The organism is Variovorax sp. KBS0712, assembly GCF_006323185.2.
In the GTDB taxonomy this organism is placed as follows: domain Bacteria; phylum Pseudomonadota; class Gammaproteobacteria; order Burkholderiales; family Burkholderiaceae_C; genus Variovorax; species Variovorax boronicumulans.
The window spans coordinates 774202-790280 of sequence record NZ_VCCD02000001.1 but is presented as its reverse complement, the minus strand read 5'-3'; the positions used below and the strand labels follow the sequence as shown (position 1 = coordinate 790280).

Genomic DNA, 16079 nt, shown 5'->3' with positions numbered 1-16079 from the left:
TCTCTTCGTCGTGGATCTGGAGCGGAATCCTCAGGGTTTTTCCTGCGGGACGACCGTTTCAATCATCATATGATAAGCGTGACGAGCTGTCGCGCATTCAGGGTTTTCGAGTGGCCGGCACAGGCGGGAGCTGCCTGAATCCGGCCCCGATACGGGCAGGCAAACAGGCACCGGACACCACCAGAACCACACACCCACAGGCAGGCATGATCAAGAACGTTCACGGCAACACGGTCGACCGCATCGGCAGCGACATCGTCGCGGGCCGCTATGCGCCCGGCGCGTCGATTCCGCCGGAGCCGCTCTTGTGCGAAGAGCTCGGCGTGAGCCGGACGGTGGTGCGCGAATCGATCAAGTCGCTGATCGCCAAGGGCCTGGTGACCAGCGGCCCGAAGGTGGGCACGCGCGTGCAGCCGCCCGACCAGTGGAACTGGTTCGACGCCGACGTCATCGTCTGGCAGACGCAGGCGGGCCTGTCGGCCGAGTTCCTGCGCGACCTGCAGGACCTGCGCCGCGTGGTCGAGCCCGCCGCGGTGGCGCTGGCCGCCCAGCGCGCCACCGCCGAAGACATCGCCGACATGGAAGACGCCTACGCGGGCATGAAGCGCGCCATCGAATTCGGCGGCGACTACATCACGCCCGACCTGCGCTTTCACCAGGGCCTCATCCGCTCCAGTCACAACCGCATGCTGGTGCAGATGAGCCGTGCGCTGGGCGCGCTGCTGCGCACCAGCTTCGAGATTTCGACCACCCGCAAGAACGGGCCCGCGAGTTCGCTGCCGCTGCACCGCGCGGTGCTCGACGCCGTCATCGCACGCGATCCGGCCGCCGCCGAGAAAGCCGTTCTGGTGCTCATCGACGGTGCGCGCCACGACATCGAGACGGTGCTGGCTTCGCGCAAGAAGATTCCGCGCATCAGCCGCCCGGCGACACAGCTGAAGGCCTTCCCGCTCTAGACGCGGCGGCCGCGCAGACATCCCATAACAACACTGGAAAGTCAGGAGACGCAGATGCTGATGCAAAGGGCTATCGACGGATTTTTTCGCCTGCTGGAGTTCCTCGTCGTCGTGTGCATGGTGGCGATGGTCGTCATGGTGTTCGGCAACGTGGTGCTGCGCTACGGTTTCAATTCGGGCATTTCGGTGTCGGACGAGATGTCGCGCTACTGCTTCATCTGGCTCACCTACATCGGCGCCATGGTGGCCATGCGCGACGGCGCGCACCTGGGTGTCGACACGCTGATCAAGCACCTGCCGCTCATGGGCAAGAAGGTCTGCTTCTTCCTGAGCCAGTCGCTCATGCTGTTCTGCAACGTGCTCTTCTTCATGGGCACCTACGAGATGCACGAGCTGCAGGTGACCAACATCTCGCCCGTGGTCGGCATCTCGATGATCTGGGTCTACGGCATCGGCTACGTGGTGTCGGTGGTGATGGCCCTCTTCAACATCGACAAGCTCTGGCGATTGTTCAGGGGCCGGGTGCCCGACCAGGAGCTGATCCAGATCATGGAATCCGAAGAACAGGTGCTCGACGCCGCCGCACACGGGAAGGTGGCGCAATGACCGTCACGATCTTCATCGTCTCCCTGCTCGGCGCCATGGCACTGGGCATTCCGATCTCGTATTCGTTGCTGGTGTGCGGTGTCTCGCTGATGGGCTGGCTGGCCTACACCGGCGGGCTGCCGGCCTTCGACAGCCAGATCATTGCGCAGCGCTTCGTCGATGGCGCCGACAACTTCCCGCTGCTCGCGGTGCCGTTCTTCCTGCTGGCCGGCGAGTTCATGAACGCGGGCGGGCTCAGCCGGCGCATCGTGAACCTGGCGATGGCCTGGGTCGGCCACTACCGCGGCGGCATGGGCTATGTGGCGGTGCTGGCCGCGATCATCATGGCCTCGCTGTCGGGTTCGGCCGTGGCCGACACGGCCGCGCTGGCCGCGCTCCTCATCCCGATGATGAAGGCCGCCGGCTACCAGATGAACCGCTCGGCCGGCCTCATTGCCGCGGGCGGCATCATCGCGCCGGTGATCCCGCCATCGATCGGGCTCATCGTGTTCGGCGTGGCGGGCAACGTGTCGATCACCAAGCTGTTCCTCGCGGGCATCGTGCCCGGCATCCTGATGGGGCTCGCAGTGGGCGTGGCCTGGTGGATCGTGGCCCGGAAGGACAACGTGAAGTCCTCGCCGCGCGTGCCCTGGGGCGAGCGGCTGAAGGTCACGGCGCAGGGCAGCCTGGCGCTGGCGCTGCCGATCATCATCATCGGTGGCATGAAGTTCGGTGTCTTCACGCCGACCGAAGCCGCCGTGGTCGCGGCCGTCTATTCGCTCGTGGTGGGCCTCTTCATCTATGGCGAACTCAAGGTCAAGGACCTGTACCGCCTCACGCTCGCGGCGGGCAAGACCACCGCGGTCGTGATGTTCCTCGTGGCCGCCGCGATGGTGAGCGCCTGGCTCATCACGGTGGCCAACATCCCGACCGAGGTGGTGTCGCTGCTGGAGCCTTTCCTGGACAACAAGACGCTGCTGATGTTCGTGATGATGGTGCTGATCGTCATCGTGGGCACCGCGCTCGACTTCACGCCCACCGTGCTCATCCTCACGCCGGTGCTGATGCCGGTGGTGCTCAAGGCCGGCATCGACCCGGTGTACTTCGGCGTGCTGTTCATCATGAACAACGCCATCGGCCTGATCACGCCGCCGGTGGGCACGGTGCTCAACGTGGTGAGCGGCGTGGCGCGCATCTCGATGGACGATGCCTTCAAGGGCGTGATGCCCTTCTTCATCGCCCATCTGGTGGTGCTGTTCACGCTGGTGTTCTTCCCGCAGCTCGTGACCGTGCCGCTCCAGTGGTGGATGGGGCGCTAGTTCTTCGTTTTTCCTGTCAGTCAGTTCGTTCAACCAACCCCTCGAATCGAAGGAGACAAGCATGTTGTTTCGCAGAACCCTGATGACCGCCGCCCTCGTGGCCGGCGGCCTGCTGGCGTCGACCGGCGCCCTCGCGCAATTTGCCGAACGCACGATCAAGTTCACCAACGGCGTGAACGAAGACCACCCCGTGGGCGTGGGCGTGAAGAAGATGCAGGAAGTGCTGGCGGCCAAGACCGGCGGCAAGATGAAGATCACGGCCTTCTGGGGTGGCGCCGCGGGCGGCGACCTGCCGGCCACGCAGGCGCTGCGCGCCGGCACGCAGGAAATGGTGTGCACCTCGAGCTCGCCGCTGGTGGGCATCGTGAAGGAACTCGGCGCCTTCGACCTGCCGTTCCTGTTCGCCAACGAGAAGGAGGCCGACGCGGTGCTCGACGGCCCCGCGGGCGAGTACTTCAACAAGAAGCTCGAAGCCGCCGGTCTCGTGAACCTGGCCTACTGGGAGAACGGCTTCCGCAACCTCACCAACAGCAAGAAGCCCGTGGCCAAGGCCGAGGATTTCGAAGGCGTGAAGCTGCGCGTGATGCAGAACAACATCTTCCTCGATTCGTTCAAGACCCTGGGTGCCAACGCCGTGCCCATGGCCTTCGGCGAGGTGTTCACCGCACTCGAGACCCGCACCATCGACGGCCAGGAGAACCCCTTCGTGACCATCGAGACCTCCAAGTTCAGCGAGGTCCAGAAGTACCTGAGCGTGACGCGCCACGCCTACACGCCCTTCCTCATCCTCTACAGCAAGAAGCTCTGGGACCAGCTCAACCCGCAGGAGCAGGCGGTGCTGCGCGAGGCCGCGAAGGAAGGCCAGAAGGTCCAGCGCGAAGCCAACCGGGCGCTCAACGAGAAGTCGCTCGCCAGCCTGCGCAAGACCATGACGGTGAACGAAGTCTCGGCGGCCGAACAGAAGCGCATGCTGGAGAAGGTCAAGCCCGTGTACGACAAGAACGTGCCCAACATCGGCACGGAAGCCGTGGGCGTGGTCACCGACGCGCTGAAGAAGGCGCGCGGGGGCTGACCGAGGTTTTCGGCCATGCGCTGAATGTGTGCAAGAGCCGCGCGGCACCCGCCGCCGCGGCTTTTTCTTTTTGCGGAATCCTTGTCATGAAAATCACGCAGCTCGAAACCATCCGCCTGGGCGAGTTTCCCAACATCCTGTGGGTGCGCCTGCACACCGACGAGGGCCTGGTCGGCCTCGGCGAGACCTTCATGGGCGCCGAAGCGGTCGAGGCCTACCTGCACGAGTGGGCGGCGCTGAAGCTGCTCGGCACCGACCCGCTGCAGATCGAGGCGCGCAACCGCGACATCACGGGCTACCTCGGCTGGCGTGGGTCGGGCGTGGAAACGCGCGGCAACTCGGCCGTCGACATCGCCCTGTGGGACCTGTTCGGCAAGGCCGCCAACATGCCGGTGCACACGGCGCTGGGCGGCAAGAGCCGCGACGCCATCCGCATCTACAACACCTGCGCGGGCTACCAGTACATCCGCAGCGCCACCAACCAGACCAGCTCGAACTGGGGCTTGGCCAACAACAACGGGCCGTACGAAGACCTGCAGGGCTTCCTGCACCATGCCGACGAGCTGGCCGAGTCGCTGCTGTCCGAAGGCATCACGGCCATGAAGATCTGGCCCTTCGACCCGGCGGCGGAGAAGAGCTACGGGCAGTACATCAGCAACGCCGATCTCGACACCGCGCTCGAGCCCTTCCGCAAGATCCGCCAGGCGGTGGGCGGCAAGATGGACATCATGGTCGAGTTCCACAGCCTGTGGCGGCTGCCGATGGCGCAGAAGATCGCGCGCGCGCTGCAGGAGTTCGACACCTTCTGGCACGAAGACGCCATCCGCATGGACAGCCTCGACCTGCTCAAGCAGTACGCCAAGGACTGCCAGGCGCTCGTCTGCGCCAGCGAGACGCTGAGCTACAAGTGGGGCTTCAAGGACTACCTGCAGACCGGCGTGGCCGGCGTCGCGATGCTCGACCTGAGCTGGTGCGGCGGCCTCACCGAGGCGCGCAAGATCGCCGCCATGGCCGACGCCTGGCAGCTGCCCGTGGCGCCGCACGATTGCACGGGGCCCGTGGTCTGGGCCGCTTCCACGCACCTGAGCCTGCACGCGCCCAACGCGCTCATCCAGGAGAGCGTGCGCGCCTTCTTCACCGGCTGGTACAAGGAGCTCGTCACCGAGTTGCCGAAGGTCGAGAACGGGATGATCAGCCTCAACGACAAGCCCGGCCTCGGCCTGGAGCTGCTGCCCGACCTGCACAAGCGCGCCGACGCGATCGTGCGGGTGTCGAAGGCGGCGTAGCGCCGTTCGTCAGCGGTTGTCGTCGGTGCGCAGCCGCAGCAGGGCGCGCACGAAGCCGTGGTCCGAGCGCGAGCGGTCGCGGCCTTCGTGCAGGTGGTCGTTGAAGTAGTCGACGCGGCGCACGTCGCCCAGGCTGTGGCGGCTGCTGGCGACGAACTCTTCGCTCACGAGGATCTGGTCGAGCACGTCCGGAAAGCCCTGGTGGATGTGCGAATAGGCCACGTCCTTCTTCAGCGCCGACTCGCCCTGCATCTCGTAGGCGTTGAACAGCGCCACGTCGCGCGCGGCCTTGTCGTAGGCCACTTCGGAGGTGGCGGCCACCAGCTGCGTGGTCACGCTGTGCGGGTTGTCGTTGAAGTCGCCCATCACCACCAGCGGCACGTTGGTGCCCTGCAGCAGGTCGATCACGATGCAGCGCAGGGCCGCGGCCTCGGCGCCGCGCATCAGCAGCGAGCGCAGCGAGGCCATGGCGCCGATCTTGCGGTCGTCGCGGTCTTCGAGGTGGTTGCCTTGCGCGTCCTGCAGGAACTTGGGGCGCTTGGACTTCAGGTGCACCGTCAGCACATGCACCTGCTGGCCGTGCTTCATGCGCACGGTGGCCAGCAGGGGCGGGCGCTCGAAGCGCGTGTGCGGGCCGATGCCCGGCACCTCGACGCCGAAGCCCGCGGGAAAGTCGACGAAGGACTGCACGCTGTCCACCTGCAGACGCGTGACGATGCCGACGCGCGGCGTGCCCTGTGCGCCCGGCCGCCCGGGCGTGCCCGGCGGGCTGCCGGGCGGCGGCGAGTTCTCGGCGCCCGGCACCGAGACGAAGTCGTAGCGCAGGCCGCTGCGCCCGATGGCGGCCTTCAGCGCAGCCTCATCCCACACCTCCTGCACCGCGAGCACGTCGGCATTGAGTGCGTGGATGCGCTCGCCGATCCAGTCGATCTTGCGTTCGTATTCGCGCTCGTTGTAGGCGTCCTGGTTCTCGTAGTACACGCGGTTGGGGTTCGCGAGGTTGAGCAGGTTGCAGGTCGCGACGAAGAGCGTGGCGTAGTTGGGCGGGATGTATGGCATGGAAACGCGATTGTGTCCCGGGTTAGGATTTCAAGCTGAGGTGCGCCCGCCATGTCGTCCATGTCATTCGATGGCGAGGCCGGCCGCAAGAAACAACAACGAAACCGGGGAGCCGCCCAGCGCGGAATGCATGAAGCTCATCCATATCACCACCTGCGCCGTGGCGGCGCTGCTCGTTGCGGGCTGCGCGTCCAGGAGCCATCCGTCGATGTCCTTCGGCGGCAGCCTTGTCGAACACAGCCTGCTGCGCGTCGAGGACCATGTGTCCTTTGCCCTGGAAGATGGGCCCGAGACGCGCAACTTCACTGTCGCGTGCAATGCGCCCCAGGCGTGGTTGCTCTACTCCGATCTGCGCACCGGCCGCAGCTATCCGGTGACCGGCCGGCGGTATGGCGTGCGCAAGGAACTGGACGAGCGCCAGGCATTGGCCCTGAAAGCGCAGCCGGCGGTCGAACGCGCATGCCGCGCGACCCCGCCCGATTGGCGCGAGGTGCAACGCCGCGCAGACGGCACATTCACGCTCATCGACATCGCAAGCGTCGAGACCTCCGAGGGCGCCTTGCTCTTCTGGGGCGCGTTCGACTATCCGCGCATGGACTTCGACCTGCCTTACCGGGCACCCTTTGGGCAGAAGCGCGAGCGCTTCAGGCTCGCGTGCCCATCGCAATCCTATGCCCAGGTGAGCGGATTCGACATCGACGAGCGCGGCCGTGTCACGGACGGCCGGGTTGAAGGCGACAGGGCGAAGTCGTACACGGTCGGCGGCGACACGAATGCGGATTACAAGGCGCTCTTCAAAGCGGCCTGCAGCGGTGCTTCGGCAGGGCAGGCGTTGCCTGCCTTCACTTCTCGCGCCAAGGCGCTGCCTGATCCCGCAGGCCTGACGCCGCCGAGCCCGGCGGTGATGAAGGCTGTTTCCCAGCTGGGGCTTCCACCGGCGCCCAAGCGCCTGAAGCGCGTCGTGCTCGAAGGCACATGGACCCGCGACGGGAAGACGACGCCGACCCGCAATGAGCTCCAGATTGCGCCGGACGCGACAGCTTCCATGTTCCGAACCCGGACGAAGACCGGCACAGGCCCCGCGGACGGCACGCGGTCGCAGACCGCTTCATTCCTGGGCCTGGTCGACTTGAGCAGCTTCGTCAACTTTCTTCCTGGCTCCGACACGATCAGCCAGGCCATGACCGATCTCACGTTGACGGGCGACTGGCAACGCATGGCCGTGGGCTCGGAGTTGCGCTATGAGACGAAGAAACTGAGCTTGTTCAGCATGATCGGCGGAGTGACCTACGACTACACGACGGTCTGCAAGGTCGTCGGCGTGGGCGCGGCTGCCGAGCTTCATCCTGCCCTGAGTGGCGACGCCAGGCGCCTGGAGTGCCGCATGCAGCCCGATTCGCTCGAACGGACCGACACCTACGTCTATCTGACCGACTACGGCTACGCCCTGCAGCTTTGGGAGGCCGCAGCCAAGCCGCCTTCAGAAGGCATCAAGAAGATCACTGCAGTCGAACAGTGAACGCAGCCGCGGCGCATCGGCGCACGCTGCTGCACGGCCTTGGTCTGGCCGTGGCCTGCGCAGGCGCGCTGGTTCCCGTGGCCCGGATGCAGGCGGCGCCGCCGCGCTGACGGCTGCTCCTGCGGGAGCTCAAAAGAAAAGGGCACCGAGGTGCCCTTTTTCAGTTTCCGGGTGGCGTGCCACCCGCGGTGTCTTGTCAGCGACCGAACGAACGGCCACCGCCGCCGCCGGAGCGGCCACCACCGCCACCGCCGTAGCCACCACCGCCACCACCCGAGCGGCCACCGCCACCCGACCGGTTGCCGCCGTAGCCGCCACCGCCACCCGGACGGCCGCCGCGACCGCGACCACCCATGTGGTCGACGCTCGTGCGCAACGGATCCGGCTGGCCGGCACCGCCGCCTGCCACGGCTTCGGCGCGCAGGTGCGCGACCTGGTTGGCCTGCGTCGGGCTGTGGCTGTTGCCGTGATGGCGCGGCTGGCGCTCTTCGTGCGGTGCGTGGTGATGCGGCTGCTGCGGCGCGCGCGGCTGGCCTTGCTGCGGGCCGCGGCCCTGTGCGGGACGGGCTGCGCCCTGGCCGCGCGGGCCCTGGCCCTGGCCTTGGCCGCCACCGTTGGCATTGCGGCCTTGACCGCCGCCGCCTTGGCCGCCACCACGGCGTTGACCGCCGCCATTGCCGCCGCCACCACCGCCGTTGCCGCCACCCTGGCCGGCTTTGTTCTCGCGGATGCGCGACATCATTTCGGTGCGGGCGGCCTTGGCGGCTGCCTGCATGACTTCGCGGCTCGGCGGACGGCCGGCGCCGCCCCAGATCGTCTGGCGACCCATGGCGATCGGCTCGGCGCGTTCGCCTTCTTCAGGACCGAAGCCCTCGACCTTCTGCACCGGGATCGTCTGCTTCGTGAAGCGTTCAATTTCCTGCATGAAGCCTTCTTCGTCCAGGCACACGAAGCTCACGGCCTCGCCGCTCGAACCGGCGCGGCCGGTGCGGCCGATGCGGTGCACGTAGTCTTCGCTGACGTTCGGGATCTCGTAGTTCACGACGTGCGGCAGCTCGTCGATGTCGATGCCGCGGGCAGCGATGTCGGTGGCCACCAGGGCGCGGATGTCGCCGCTCTTGAAGCCGGCCAGCGCCTGCGTGCGGGCGCTCTGGCTCTTGTTGCCGTGCAGCGCCATCGCCTCGATGCCGTTCTTGGTGAGGAACTCGGCCACGCTGTTGGCGCCGAACTTGGTGCGCGTGAACACGAGCACCTGGCTCCACTTGTTCTCGTTGATGATGTGCGCGAGCAGCGCCTTCTTCTTGCCGCGGCCCACGGGGTGGATCACCTGCGTGATGCGCTGCACCGTGGTGTTGCGCGGCGTGACCTGGATGCTCTGCGGGTTCTTGAGCAGCGAGCCGGCGAGGTCGCGGATCTCGTCGCTGAAGGTGGCCGAGAACAGCAGGCTCTGCTTTTCCTTGGGCACCAGGGCCAGGATCTTCTTCACGTCGTGGATGAAGCCCATGTCCAGCATGCGGTCGGCTTCGTCTAGGATCAGCATCTGGACCTGGCTCAGGTCGAGCATGCCCTGCTGTTGCAGGTCGAGCAGGCGGCCGGGGGTGGCCACGAGGATGTCGACGCCCTTCTTGAGCTTGCTGATCTGCGGGTTCATGCCCACGCCGCCGAAGATCACGGTGGAGTCGAGCTGCAGGTACTTGCCGTAGGTGCGCACCGACTCTTCGACCTGGGCCGCGAGTTCACGCGTGGGGGTCAGCACGAGGGCACGGATGCCGATGCCGCCGAACTTGTTGGTGGCGCTGCGGCTCATGGTGAGCTTGTGCAGCATCGGCAGGGTGAAGGCCGCGGTCTTGCCGGTGCCGGTCTGGGCGCCGCCCAGCAGGTCGTGGCCGTCGAGGACCACGGGAATGGCTTGCGCCTGGATGGGGGTGGGGGTGTCGTAGCCGTGCTCGTGCACAGCCTTCAAGATGGCGGGAGCCAGCTTCAGTTCGTCAAAATTCATTGTGGAAACAACAAGCGCCATACACGGCGCAGTGGCATCGGCCCGCCAGGCGTCGTTTTGGGGTGACGCCGAGCCAGTCAAGGCAGATGAAGGTCAGGGGTGGGAGCCGGAAGACCCGCGGTGATTTGGGGTTTTCTTCGTCCCCGGCAGAGAGCCGGTTTGCGGGCAACTGGACCCGGCAACGAGGACTATTGTCGCATGAGTCGATAATCATGGGTTCGCCGCGCCCGGATCACTGTCCGGACGACCGTGCTTTTACGCAAATCCCAAGCTACCCAAGGTAATCATTCACAGATGGCTCAATACGTCTATTCGATGAACCGCGTCAGCAAGACCGTGCCGCCCAAGCGGCAGCTCTTGAAGGACATTTCGCTCTCTTTCTTCCCCGGCGCCAAGATCGGCGTGCTCGGCCTGAACGGCTCGGGCAAGTCCACGCTGCTCAAGATCATGGCGGGTGTGGACAAGGAATTCGAGGGCGAGGCCCTGCCCATGCCGGGGATGACGATCGGCTACCTGGAGCAGGAACCCAAGCTCAACGCCGAGCACACGGTGCGCGAATCGGTCGAGGAGTCCATGGGCGCGGTGTTCGCGGCCAAGGCCCGCCTCGAAGAGGTCTACATCGCCTACGGTGCCGAAGATGCCGACTTCGACGCGCTGGCGGCCGAGCAGGCCCAGCTCGAAGCCATCATCGCCACCGCCGGCACCGACTCCGAGCACCAGCTCGAAATTGCCGCCGACGCGCTGCGCCTGCCGCCGTGGGACGCCAAGATCGGCCTGCTTTCGGGTGGTGAAAAGCGCCGCGTGGCGCTGTGCCGCCTGCTGCTGAGCAAGCCCGACATGCTGCTGCTCGACGAACCGACCAACCACCTGGACGCCGAATCGGTCGAGTGGCTCGAAGTGTTCCTGCAGCGCTTCACGGGCACCGTGGTGGCCATCACCCACGATCGCTACTTCCTGGACAACGCCGCCGAGTGGATCCTGGAAATGGACCGCGGTCGCGGCATTCCCTGGAAGGGCAACTACAGCACCTGGCTCGAGCAGAAGGGCGAACGCCTGGCGCAGGAGCAAAAGAGCGAAGAAGCCCACGCCAAGGCCCTGAAGAAGGAACTCGAGTGGTCGCGCCAGAACCCGAAGGCACGCCAGGCCAAGAGCAAGTCGCGCCTGGCCCGCTTCGAAGAGCTGAGCGACATGGAATACCAGAAGCGCAACGAAACGCAGGAAATCTTCATTCCTGTGGCGGAGCGGCTGGGCCAGCAGGTGTTCGAATTCCACGGCGTCAGCAAGTCCTTCGGCGACCGCATGCTGATCGACAACCTGAGCTTCACCGTGCCGCCGGGCGCGATCGTCGGCATCATCGGCCCGAACGGCGCCGGCAAGTCGACGCTCTTCAAGCTGCTCGCGGGCAAGGAAAAGCCGGACACGGGCGAGGTCGTCATCGGCCAGACCGTGAAGATGGCCTTCGTCGACCAGCACCGCGACGAGCTGGCGTCCGACAAGACCGTGTGGGAAGACATCTCCAACGGCCTGGACATCATCAACGTCGGCAAGTTCCAGATGGCCAGCCGCGCGTACGCGGGCCGCTTCAACTTCAACGGTGCCGACCAGCAGAAGAAGGTCGGCACGCTGTCGGGCGGTGAACGCGGCCGTCTGCACCTGGCCAAGACGCTGATCGCGGGCGGCAACGTGCTGCTGCTGGACGAACCGTCGAACGACCTGGACGTGGAAACCCTGCGCGCGCTGGAAGACGCGCTGCTCGAGTTCGCCGGCACCGTGATGGTCATCAGCCACGACCGCTGGTTCCTCGACCGCATCGCCACTCACATCCTGGCGGCCGAAGGCGACAGCCAGTGGACCTTCTTCGATGGCAACTACCAGGAGTACGAAGCCGACAAGAAGAAGCGCCTGGGCGAAGAAGGCGCCAAGCCCAAGCGCATGCGCTACAAGGCACTCAAGTAAGACGAGACGCAGGCGGCTTCGGCCGCTTCGACGACCAGAGCGCGCGGTTCCGCAAGGGGCCGCGCGCTTTGTCGTTCAGGGGGCGTCGTGGCCGACGAGGTCGGCGTCGAGCCAGCCGCGCAGGCTGTTGACGAAGGCGAGGGCCTCGACGCGCGGCAGGTCGTCCACGCGCACGACCGCTTCGGCCAGTTGCCCATCGCGCAGCCGGCGCGCGCGCCCGATGCCGTCGAGCAGCCCGCAATGCAGTGGCGGCGTGACCCAGAGGCCATCGAGCTGCAGCGCGATGTTGCCGCGCGTGCATTCGGTGATCTCACCATCGCGGTTCCACAGCAGCGTGTCGAACACGCCGGGCTCGGTGGGCGCGAAGGCTTCGTAGTGCGCGCGGCGCGTGGTCTTGAAGCGCGAGAACTCGCTGTCGGCCTCGTCGAAGGCGCGCGCGGCCAGTTGCACGCGCACGCGCGGTGGCGGGGCGTCCATGGCGAAGGCTTCGGCGCGCGGTTGGCCTTGTGCGTCGAGCAGCAGGCGCACGCGCCATGTGCCTGCGGCATGCGTGGTGCGTAGTTGGTCCAGGCAGGCCGTCAGGTGTGCTTCGTGCCACGGATAGCCGAAGTGCGCCGCCGCGTTGCGCATGCGGGCGAGGTGCGCGGGCGCATCGCGCAGCATGCCATCGGTCAGCGCCAGGGTTTCGAGCAGCTCGAAGGAGGTCATGGTTGCGAAGATACCGCTGCGTTGAGGAAAGCACGCTTGTGCCGCCATTCGTCCCACTCCGCATCCGCTTGCGCATCGGCCGTGATGCCGCTGCCGATGCCGCAGCGCGCGGCGCCGTCGCGCAGCGTGACGGTGCGGATCGGCACGTTGAAGGTCGCGTGCCCGCCGGGCCGCACCACGCCCACGGCGCCGCAGTACACGCCGCGCGCGTCGGGCTCCAGCGCGCGGATCATGCGCATGGCGCTCACCTTCGGCGCGCCCGTGATGGAACCGCAGGGGAACAGCGCTGCGAACAGGTCGGCCAGCGTCGTGCCTTCGCGCAGGCGGGCTTCCACGTCGGAGGTCATCTGCCACACGGTGGGCAGCGCCTCGGTGTGGAAGAGGCGCGGCACGCGCACCGAGAAGGGCTGGGCCACGCGCGAGAGGTCGTTGCGGATCAGGTCCACGATCATCACGTTTTCGGCGCGTTCCTTGGGCACGGTGCGCAGCCGCAGTGCGTGGGCCGCGTCCTCGGCGGGCGTGGCGCCGCGCGGGGCGGTGCCCTTCATGGGGCGCACGAGGATGCGGTCGCCGTCGCGGTCGAAGAACAGCTCGGGCGACACCGACAGCACCTGCTCGTCGCCGGTGTCGATGAAGGCGCCGTAGCCGTTGGGCTGTGCCTGGCGCAGCGCGTGGAACCAGGCCTGCGCGTCGCCGTCGAAGGCTGCGCGCAGCGGCGCCGTGTAGTTGAGCTGGTACAGCACGCCGTCGGCGATGGCGCGGTGGATCGTGGCCATGTGGCGGTCGAAGGCCTCGCGCGACAGGTCGGCCGTCCACGCGACGGGAGCGACAGCGGGCACCGGCGCGTCCGGCCATGGCAGCACTTCGTCATGCACGCCGAACCAGGCCAGCGGCCCGTCGGGCGCGTGCACCTCGAATGCCGCATCGAACGCCGCGGCGGCCTCGTAGCGCAGGTGGCCGACGCACCAGCGGCCTTCGCGGGCCAGCGCCTCGACGGCCTCCAGCACAGGGCGCACCTCGTGCGGCGCATGGGCGACGAGCACGCGCACCGGTGCGCCGAAGGCGGCGCGCAGCCGGGTCGCCCCGTCGGTGCGCGGGTCGGCGAAATCGATCAGCGTGGACAGCAAGCGCGCGCCCGGGCCTTTTTGTCAGGTGGCCGCGCGGACCGGCGCAGCGGCGGCTGCCCCCGCCGATCCCGCGAGTGCCCGCTTGCGCACCGCGTAGATGTTGTTGCGCAGCGCGTAGAGCTCGTCGGCGTACGACAGCGGCACGGCCACCTTGTTGACCACGCGGTCGAGGTCGTCGAGTTCTTCCAGCAGCTTGTCGCGCTCGGCCTGGCTCTGGCGCCCGTCCACCTTGGCCTCGATGTCGCGCAGCCGCGCGTACCAGCGGAACACGCGGCGGCGCACGCGGAACTGGTACAGCGGCGGGATCACGCGGCTCAGCGGCAGCATCAGCACCAGCACGCCGCCCAGCACCAGCCACATGCGCTCGACCAGGTTGCTGGCCCAGAACGGCAGGTAGCGCTGCCAGAAGGGCGGCGTGCCGTTGATCGCGCGGTCGCCCTCGGGGCTCACGGGCAGTTCGCTGGTGCGGGTGTTGGGGAAATCGCGCGCGCGATTGAACCAGCCGGCGTCGCTGTGCACGGTCTGCGCGGCCTGCGCGAACAGCTGGCGCAGGGCCGGGTGGGTCTCGTCGCGCGACAGCAGCGAGGTGGTGGCGGCCAGCAGCGACACGTCGTGCAGCGGCAGGTCTTTCGAGAGGTCGACCACGCCGCGCGGCAGCGACACGGCCGAGAGGAACGGAAAGCGCCGCGTGTAGGCCTCGGCCTGGCCGAAGTCCATGAGCTGGATGTCGCCGGCGCGCAGCAGCCGCTGTACCTGCGGCGACTGCGGTGCCGAGAACAGCACGATGGCGTCGAGCAGCCCGGCCTGCAGCGCCTCGGCGGCAGCGGCCTGCTCGAGGTTCGACAGCAGCAGGTCGTCGGGCCCGAGCCGGTTGGCCTTGAGCAGCCGCTCCATGATCTCGGGCAGCCCGCTGCCGGGCAGGTCGACGTTCACGCGCAGGCCGCGCAGCTGCGTGAGCGATGTGAGGGTGCCGGTCTTGCGGTCGATCTTCTGCGCGGTGTCGGTGCGGTAGAAGAGCCAGATCGGCTCGAAGAACAGCGCGCCCAGCGAGCGCAGGCCGGCCTCTTCGTCGGCCACCGGGTCGGCGCTGCCGCCGCGCACGAAGGCCACGTCGGCGCCGCCGGTGCGCAGCAGCTGCAGGTTCTCGGTCGAGCCCGAGGTGGCCTTGAGCTCGACGGTGATGCCGCTGTGTTTCAAGGCGTCGGCGTAGCGCTTGCCGAACTGCGCATAGGCGCTGCCCGTGGGGCCGGTGGCCAGCGTCACGTGCTTGGGCGGTTGCGGCTGCAGCCACCAGTAGGCCGCAATCAGCAGGCCGATGACGATGAACACGATCGGGCCGGCCGAGGCGATCAGGTCGCGGATCGACAGCAGGATCAGCTTCAGGGTGCGGGGAAACGCCATGGGGTGCCTCGTCGTGCAGTGCGCGGGTCAGCCGCGCGGTGCGGCCAGGTCGGCGGCGCAGGGAATGTGCAGCTCGCCCACGGTCATCGCGCGTGCGGCGCGCACCGCGCGCACGGTGGCGATGGCGGTGGCTTCGGCGGCCATGGTGCTCAGCACGGTCATGCCGGGCGCATCGCCTTCGAGCGGCACGCGGCCGGTGGCCAGCGCGAACAGCGTGTCGCCGTCGCTCATTGTGTGCACCGGGTTGATGGCGCGCGCCAGGCCGTCGTGCGCCACCATGGCCAGGCGGTTGGCCTGCACCTTGGTCAGCACCGCGTCGGTGGCGATCACGCCGATGGTGGTGTTGGTGCCCGCCAGCAGCGGCTTGGGCAGCTCGCCGCGCAGCAGCGCGCGGCGCGTGTCGAGCAGGGCGGCGCCGTCCTCGGTGCGCGCGCCGGCCACGGGCAGGGCAGTGTCGGGGTCGATCACGTCGCCCAGCGAATTGACCGCGATGAGTGCGCCCACGGTCACGCCGCCGACGGTGACCGAGGCGGTGCCGATGCCGCCCTTCATCGCGCGGTGCACGTCGAACAGCTTGCCCACCAGCGCGCCGGTGCCCGCGCCCACGTTGCCTTCGGCGGGCGCGTCGGTCGAGGCGGCTTCGCAGGCGGCGTAGCCCGCGGCCGCGTCGGGGCGGATGCGCGCGTCGCCCATCGGCAGGTCGAACAGCACGGCGGCCGGCACGATGGGCAGGGTGCCGAAGCGCACGTCCATGCCGACGCCGCGCTCTTCGAGCCAGCGCATCGCGCCCTCGGCGGCGGCCAGGCCCCAGGCGCTGCCGCCGGCGAGCATGACGGCGTGCACTTCCTGCACGAGGTTGCCGGGCGAGAGCAGGTCGGTCTCGCGCGTGCCGGGCGCGGCGCCGCGCACATCGACACCGGCCACGGCGCCGTCGCGCGCAATGATCACGGTGCAGCCGGTGGGGCGGCGGGTGTCGGAGAAATGGCCGACTTCGATGCCGGCGACGTCGGTGATGGCACCGGCGCGAGAAGAGGGGGAAGAAGACGCAGCGGACATGGCGGCCGATTATGGGACCGCGACCTTTACGATCCC

The 16079-nt window shown here is 67.7% G+C and carries 13 protein-coding genes; 7 read left to right on the top strand and 6 right to left on the bottom strand.

All coding sequences use genetic code 11. The features are described from left to right. Positions 1 to 206: 206 nt before the first annotated feature. The 5 genes from FFI97_RS03535 (at position 207) to FFI97_RS03515 (ending at position 5218) form a co-directional block, all read left to right on the top strand. Positions 207 to 956 (top strand): FadR/GntR family transcriptional regulator, encoded by a 750-nt coding sequence (locus FFI97_RS03535; protein WP_062476018.1) that lies wholly within the window; start codon positions 207 to 209, stop codon positions 954 to 956. Between the two features lie 54 nt (positions 957 to 1010). Further along, positions 1011 to 1562 carry a TRAP transporter small permease gene (locus FFI97_RS03530; protein ID WP_223301408.1) on the top strand — a complete coding sequence of 184 codons (552 nt, stop codon included), beginning with the start codon at positions 1011 to 1013 and terminating at the stop codon, positions 1560 to 1562. Next, complete coding sequence (locus FFI97_RS03525; RefSeq protein ID WP_070062487.1) at positions 1559 to 2860, top strand: TRAP transporter large permease; 1302 nt, start codon at positions 1559 to 1561, stop codon at positions 2858 to 2860. The genes FFI97_RS03530 and FFI97_RS03525 overlap by 4 nt, the downstream gene beginning before the upstream one ends. A 61-nt stretch (positions 2861 to 2921) precedes the next feature. Further along, complete coding sequence (locus FFI97_RS03520; RefSeq protein ID WP_062476013.1) at positions 2922 to 3932, top strand: TRAP transporter substrate-binding protein; 1011 nt, start codon at positions 2922 to 2924, stop codon at positions 3930 to 3932. An 86-nt stretch (positions 3933 to 4018) separates the two neighbouring features. After that, positions 4019 to 5218: a mandelate racemase/muconate lactonizing enzyme family protein gene (locus tag FFI97_RS03515; RefSeq protein WP_139702866.1), complete on the top strand. Its 1200-nt coding sequence runs from the start codon at positions 4019 to 4021 to the stop codon at positions 5216 to 5218. 9 nt (positions 5219 to 5227) lie between these two features. On the opposite strand, the gene FFI97_RS03510 is transcribed toward FFI97_RS03515, so the two are convergent. After that, positions 5228 to 6277 carry an endonuclease/exonuclease/phosphatase family protein gene (locus FFI97_RS03510; RefSeq protein ID WP_139702865.1) on the bottom strand — a complete coding sequence of 350 codons (1050 nt, stop codon included), beginning with the start codon at positions 6275 to 6277 and terminating at the stop codon, positions 5228 to 5230. Positions 6278 to 6407: 130 nt separating this feature from the next. On the opposite strand from FFI97_RS03510, the gene FFI97_RS03505 reads away from it, so the two are divergent. Further along, positions 6408 to 7796 carry a hypothetical protein gene (locus FFI97_RS03505; protein ID WP_139702864.1) on the top strand — a complete coding sequence of 463 codons (1389 nt, stop codon included), beginning with the start codon at positions 6408 to 6410 and terminating at the stop codon, positions 7794 to 7796. Positions 7797 to 7992: 196 nt separating this feature from the next. Here the strand turns inward: FFI97_RS03505 and FFI97_RS03500 are convergent, their stop codons facing one another. Then, complete coding sequence (locus tag FFI97_RS03500) at positions 7993 to 9795, bottom strand: DEAD/DEAH box helicase (protein ID WP_062476001.1); 1803 nt, start codon at positions 9793 to 9795, stop codon at positions 7993 to 7995. Between the two features lie 294 nt (positions 9796 to 10089). On the opposite strand from FFI97_RS03500, the gene ettA reads away from it, so the two are divergent. Next, positions 10090 to 11751 carry an energy-dependent translational throttle protein EttA gene (gene ettA, locus FFI97_RS03495; protein ID WP_062475998.1) on the top strand — a complete coding sequence of 554 codons (1662 nt, stop codon included), beginning with the start codon at positions 10090 to 10092 and terminating at the stop codon, positions 11749 to 11751. A gap of 75 nt (positions 11752 to 11826) precedes the next feature. On the opposite strand, the gene FFI97_RS34380 is transcribed toward ettA, so the two are convergent. The 4 genes from FFI97_RS34380 to FFI97_RS03480 are packed head-to-tail and all read right to left on the bottom strand — an operon-like array spanning position 11827 to position 16043. Beyond that, positions 11827 to 12459 carry an aminotransferase class IV gene (locus tag FFI97_RS34380; protein ID WP_409574613.1) on the bottom strand — a complete coding sequence of 211 codons (633 nt, stop codon included), beginning with the start codon at positions 12457 to 12459 and terminating at the stop codon, positions 11827 to 11829. Then, positions 12456 to 13586 carry an aminodeoxychorismate synthase component I gene (gene pabB / locus FFI97_RS34375; RefSeq protein WP_409574612.1) on the bottom strand — a complete coding sequence of 377 codons (1131 nt, stop codon included), beginning with the start codon at positions 13584 to 13586 and terminating at the stop codon, positions 12456 to 12458. Before pabB ends, FFI97_RS34380 begins: the two co-directional genes overlap by 4 nt. Before the next feature lie 21 nt (positions 13587 to 13607). Then, positions 13608 to 14987, bottom strand: coding sequence for a TAXI family TRAP transporter solute-binding subunit (locus FFI97_RS03485; protein ID WP_062475995.1), 1380 nt, complete (start codon positions 14985 to 14987; stop codon positions 13608 to 13610). Between the two features lie 27 nt (positions 14988 to 15014). Beyond that, a complete protein-coding gene (locus tag FFI97_RS03480; protein WP_144004361.1) occupies positions 15015 to 16043 on the bottom strand; it encodes a P1 family peptidase in 1029 nt (342 codons plus the stop codon). Between the last annotated feature and the right edge of the window lie 36 nt (positions 16044 to 16079).

What these genes read in the sequence shown, in the direction of transcription:
- FFI97_RS03535 (WP_062476018.1), top strand. Translation starts at nt 207, where the DNA reads ATGATCAAGAACGTTCACGGCAACACGGTCGACCGCATCGGCAGCGAC.
- FFI97_RS03530 (WP_223301408.1), top strand. Translation starts at nt 1,011, where the DNA reads ATGCTGATGCAAAGGGCTATCGACGGATTTTTTCGCCTGCTGGAGTTC.
- FFI97_RS03525 (WP_070062487.1), top strand. Translation starts at nt 1,559, where the DNA reads ATGACCGTCACGATCTTCATCGTCTCCCTGCTCGGCGCCATGGCACTG.
- FFI97_RS03520 (WP_062476013.1), top strand. Translation starts at nt 2,922, where the DNA reads ATGTTGTTTCGCAGAACCCTGATGACCGCCGCCCTCGTGGCCGGCGGC.
- FFI97_RS03515 (WP_139702866.1), top strand. Translation starts at nt 4,019, where the DNA reads ATGAAAATCACGCAGCTCGAAACCATCCGCCTGGGCGAGTTTCCCAAC.
- FFI97_RS03510 (WP_139702865.1), bottom strand. Translation starts at nt 6,277, where the DNA reads ATGCCATACATCCCGCCCAACTACGCCACGCTCTTCGTCGCGACCTGC.
- FFI97_RS03505 (WP_139702864.1), top strand. Translation starts at nt 6,408, where the DNA reads ATGAAGCTCATCCATATCACCACCTGCGCCGTGGCGGCGCTGCTCGTT.
- FFI97_RS03500 (WP_062476001.1), bottom strand. Translation starts at nt 9,795, where the DNA reads ATGAATTTTGACGAACTGAAGCTGGCTCCCGCCATCTTGAAGGCTGTG.
- ettA (WP_062475998.1), top strand. Translation starts at nt 10,090, where the DNA reads ATGGCTCAATACGTCTATTCGATGAACCGCGTCAGCAAGACCGTGCCG.
- FFI97_RS34380 (WP_409574613.1), bottom strand. Translation starts at nt 12,459, where the DNA reads ATGACCTCCTTCGAGCTGCTCGAAACCCTGGCGCTGACCGATGGCATG.
- FFI97_RS03485 (WP_062475995.1), bottom strand. Translation starts at nt 14,987, where the DNA reads ATGGCGTTTCCCCGCACCCTGAAGCTGATCCTGCTGTCGATCCGCGAC.
- FFI97_RS03480 (WP_144004361.1), bottom strand. Translation starts at nt 16,043, where the DNA reads ATGTCCGCTGCGTCTTCTTCCCCCTCTTCTCGCGCCGGTGCCATCACC.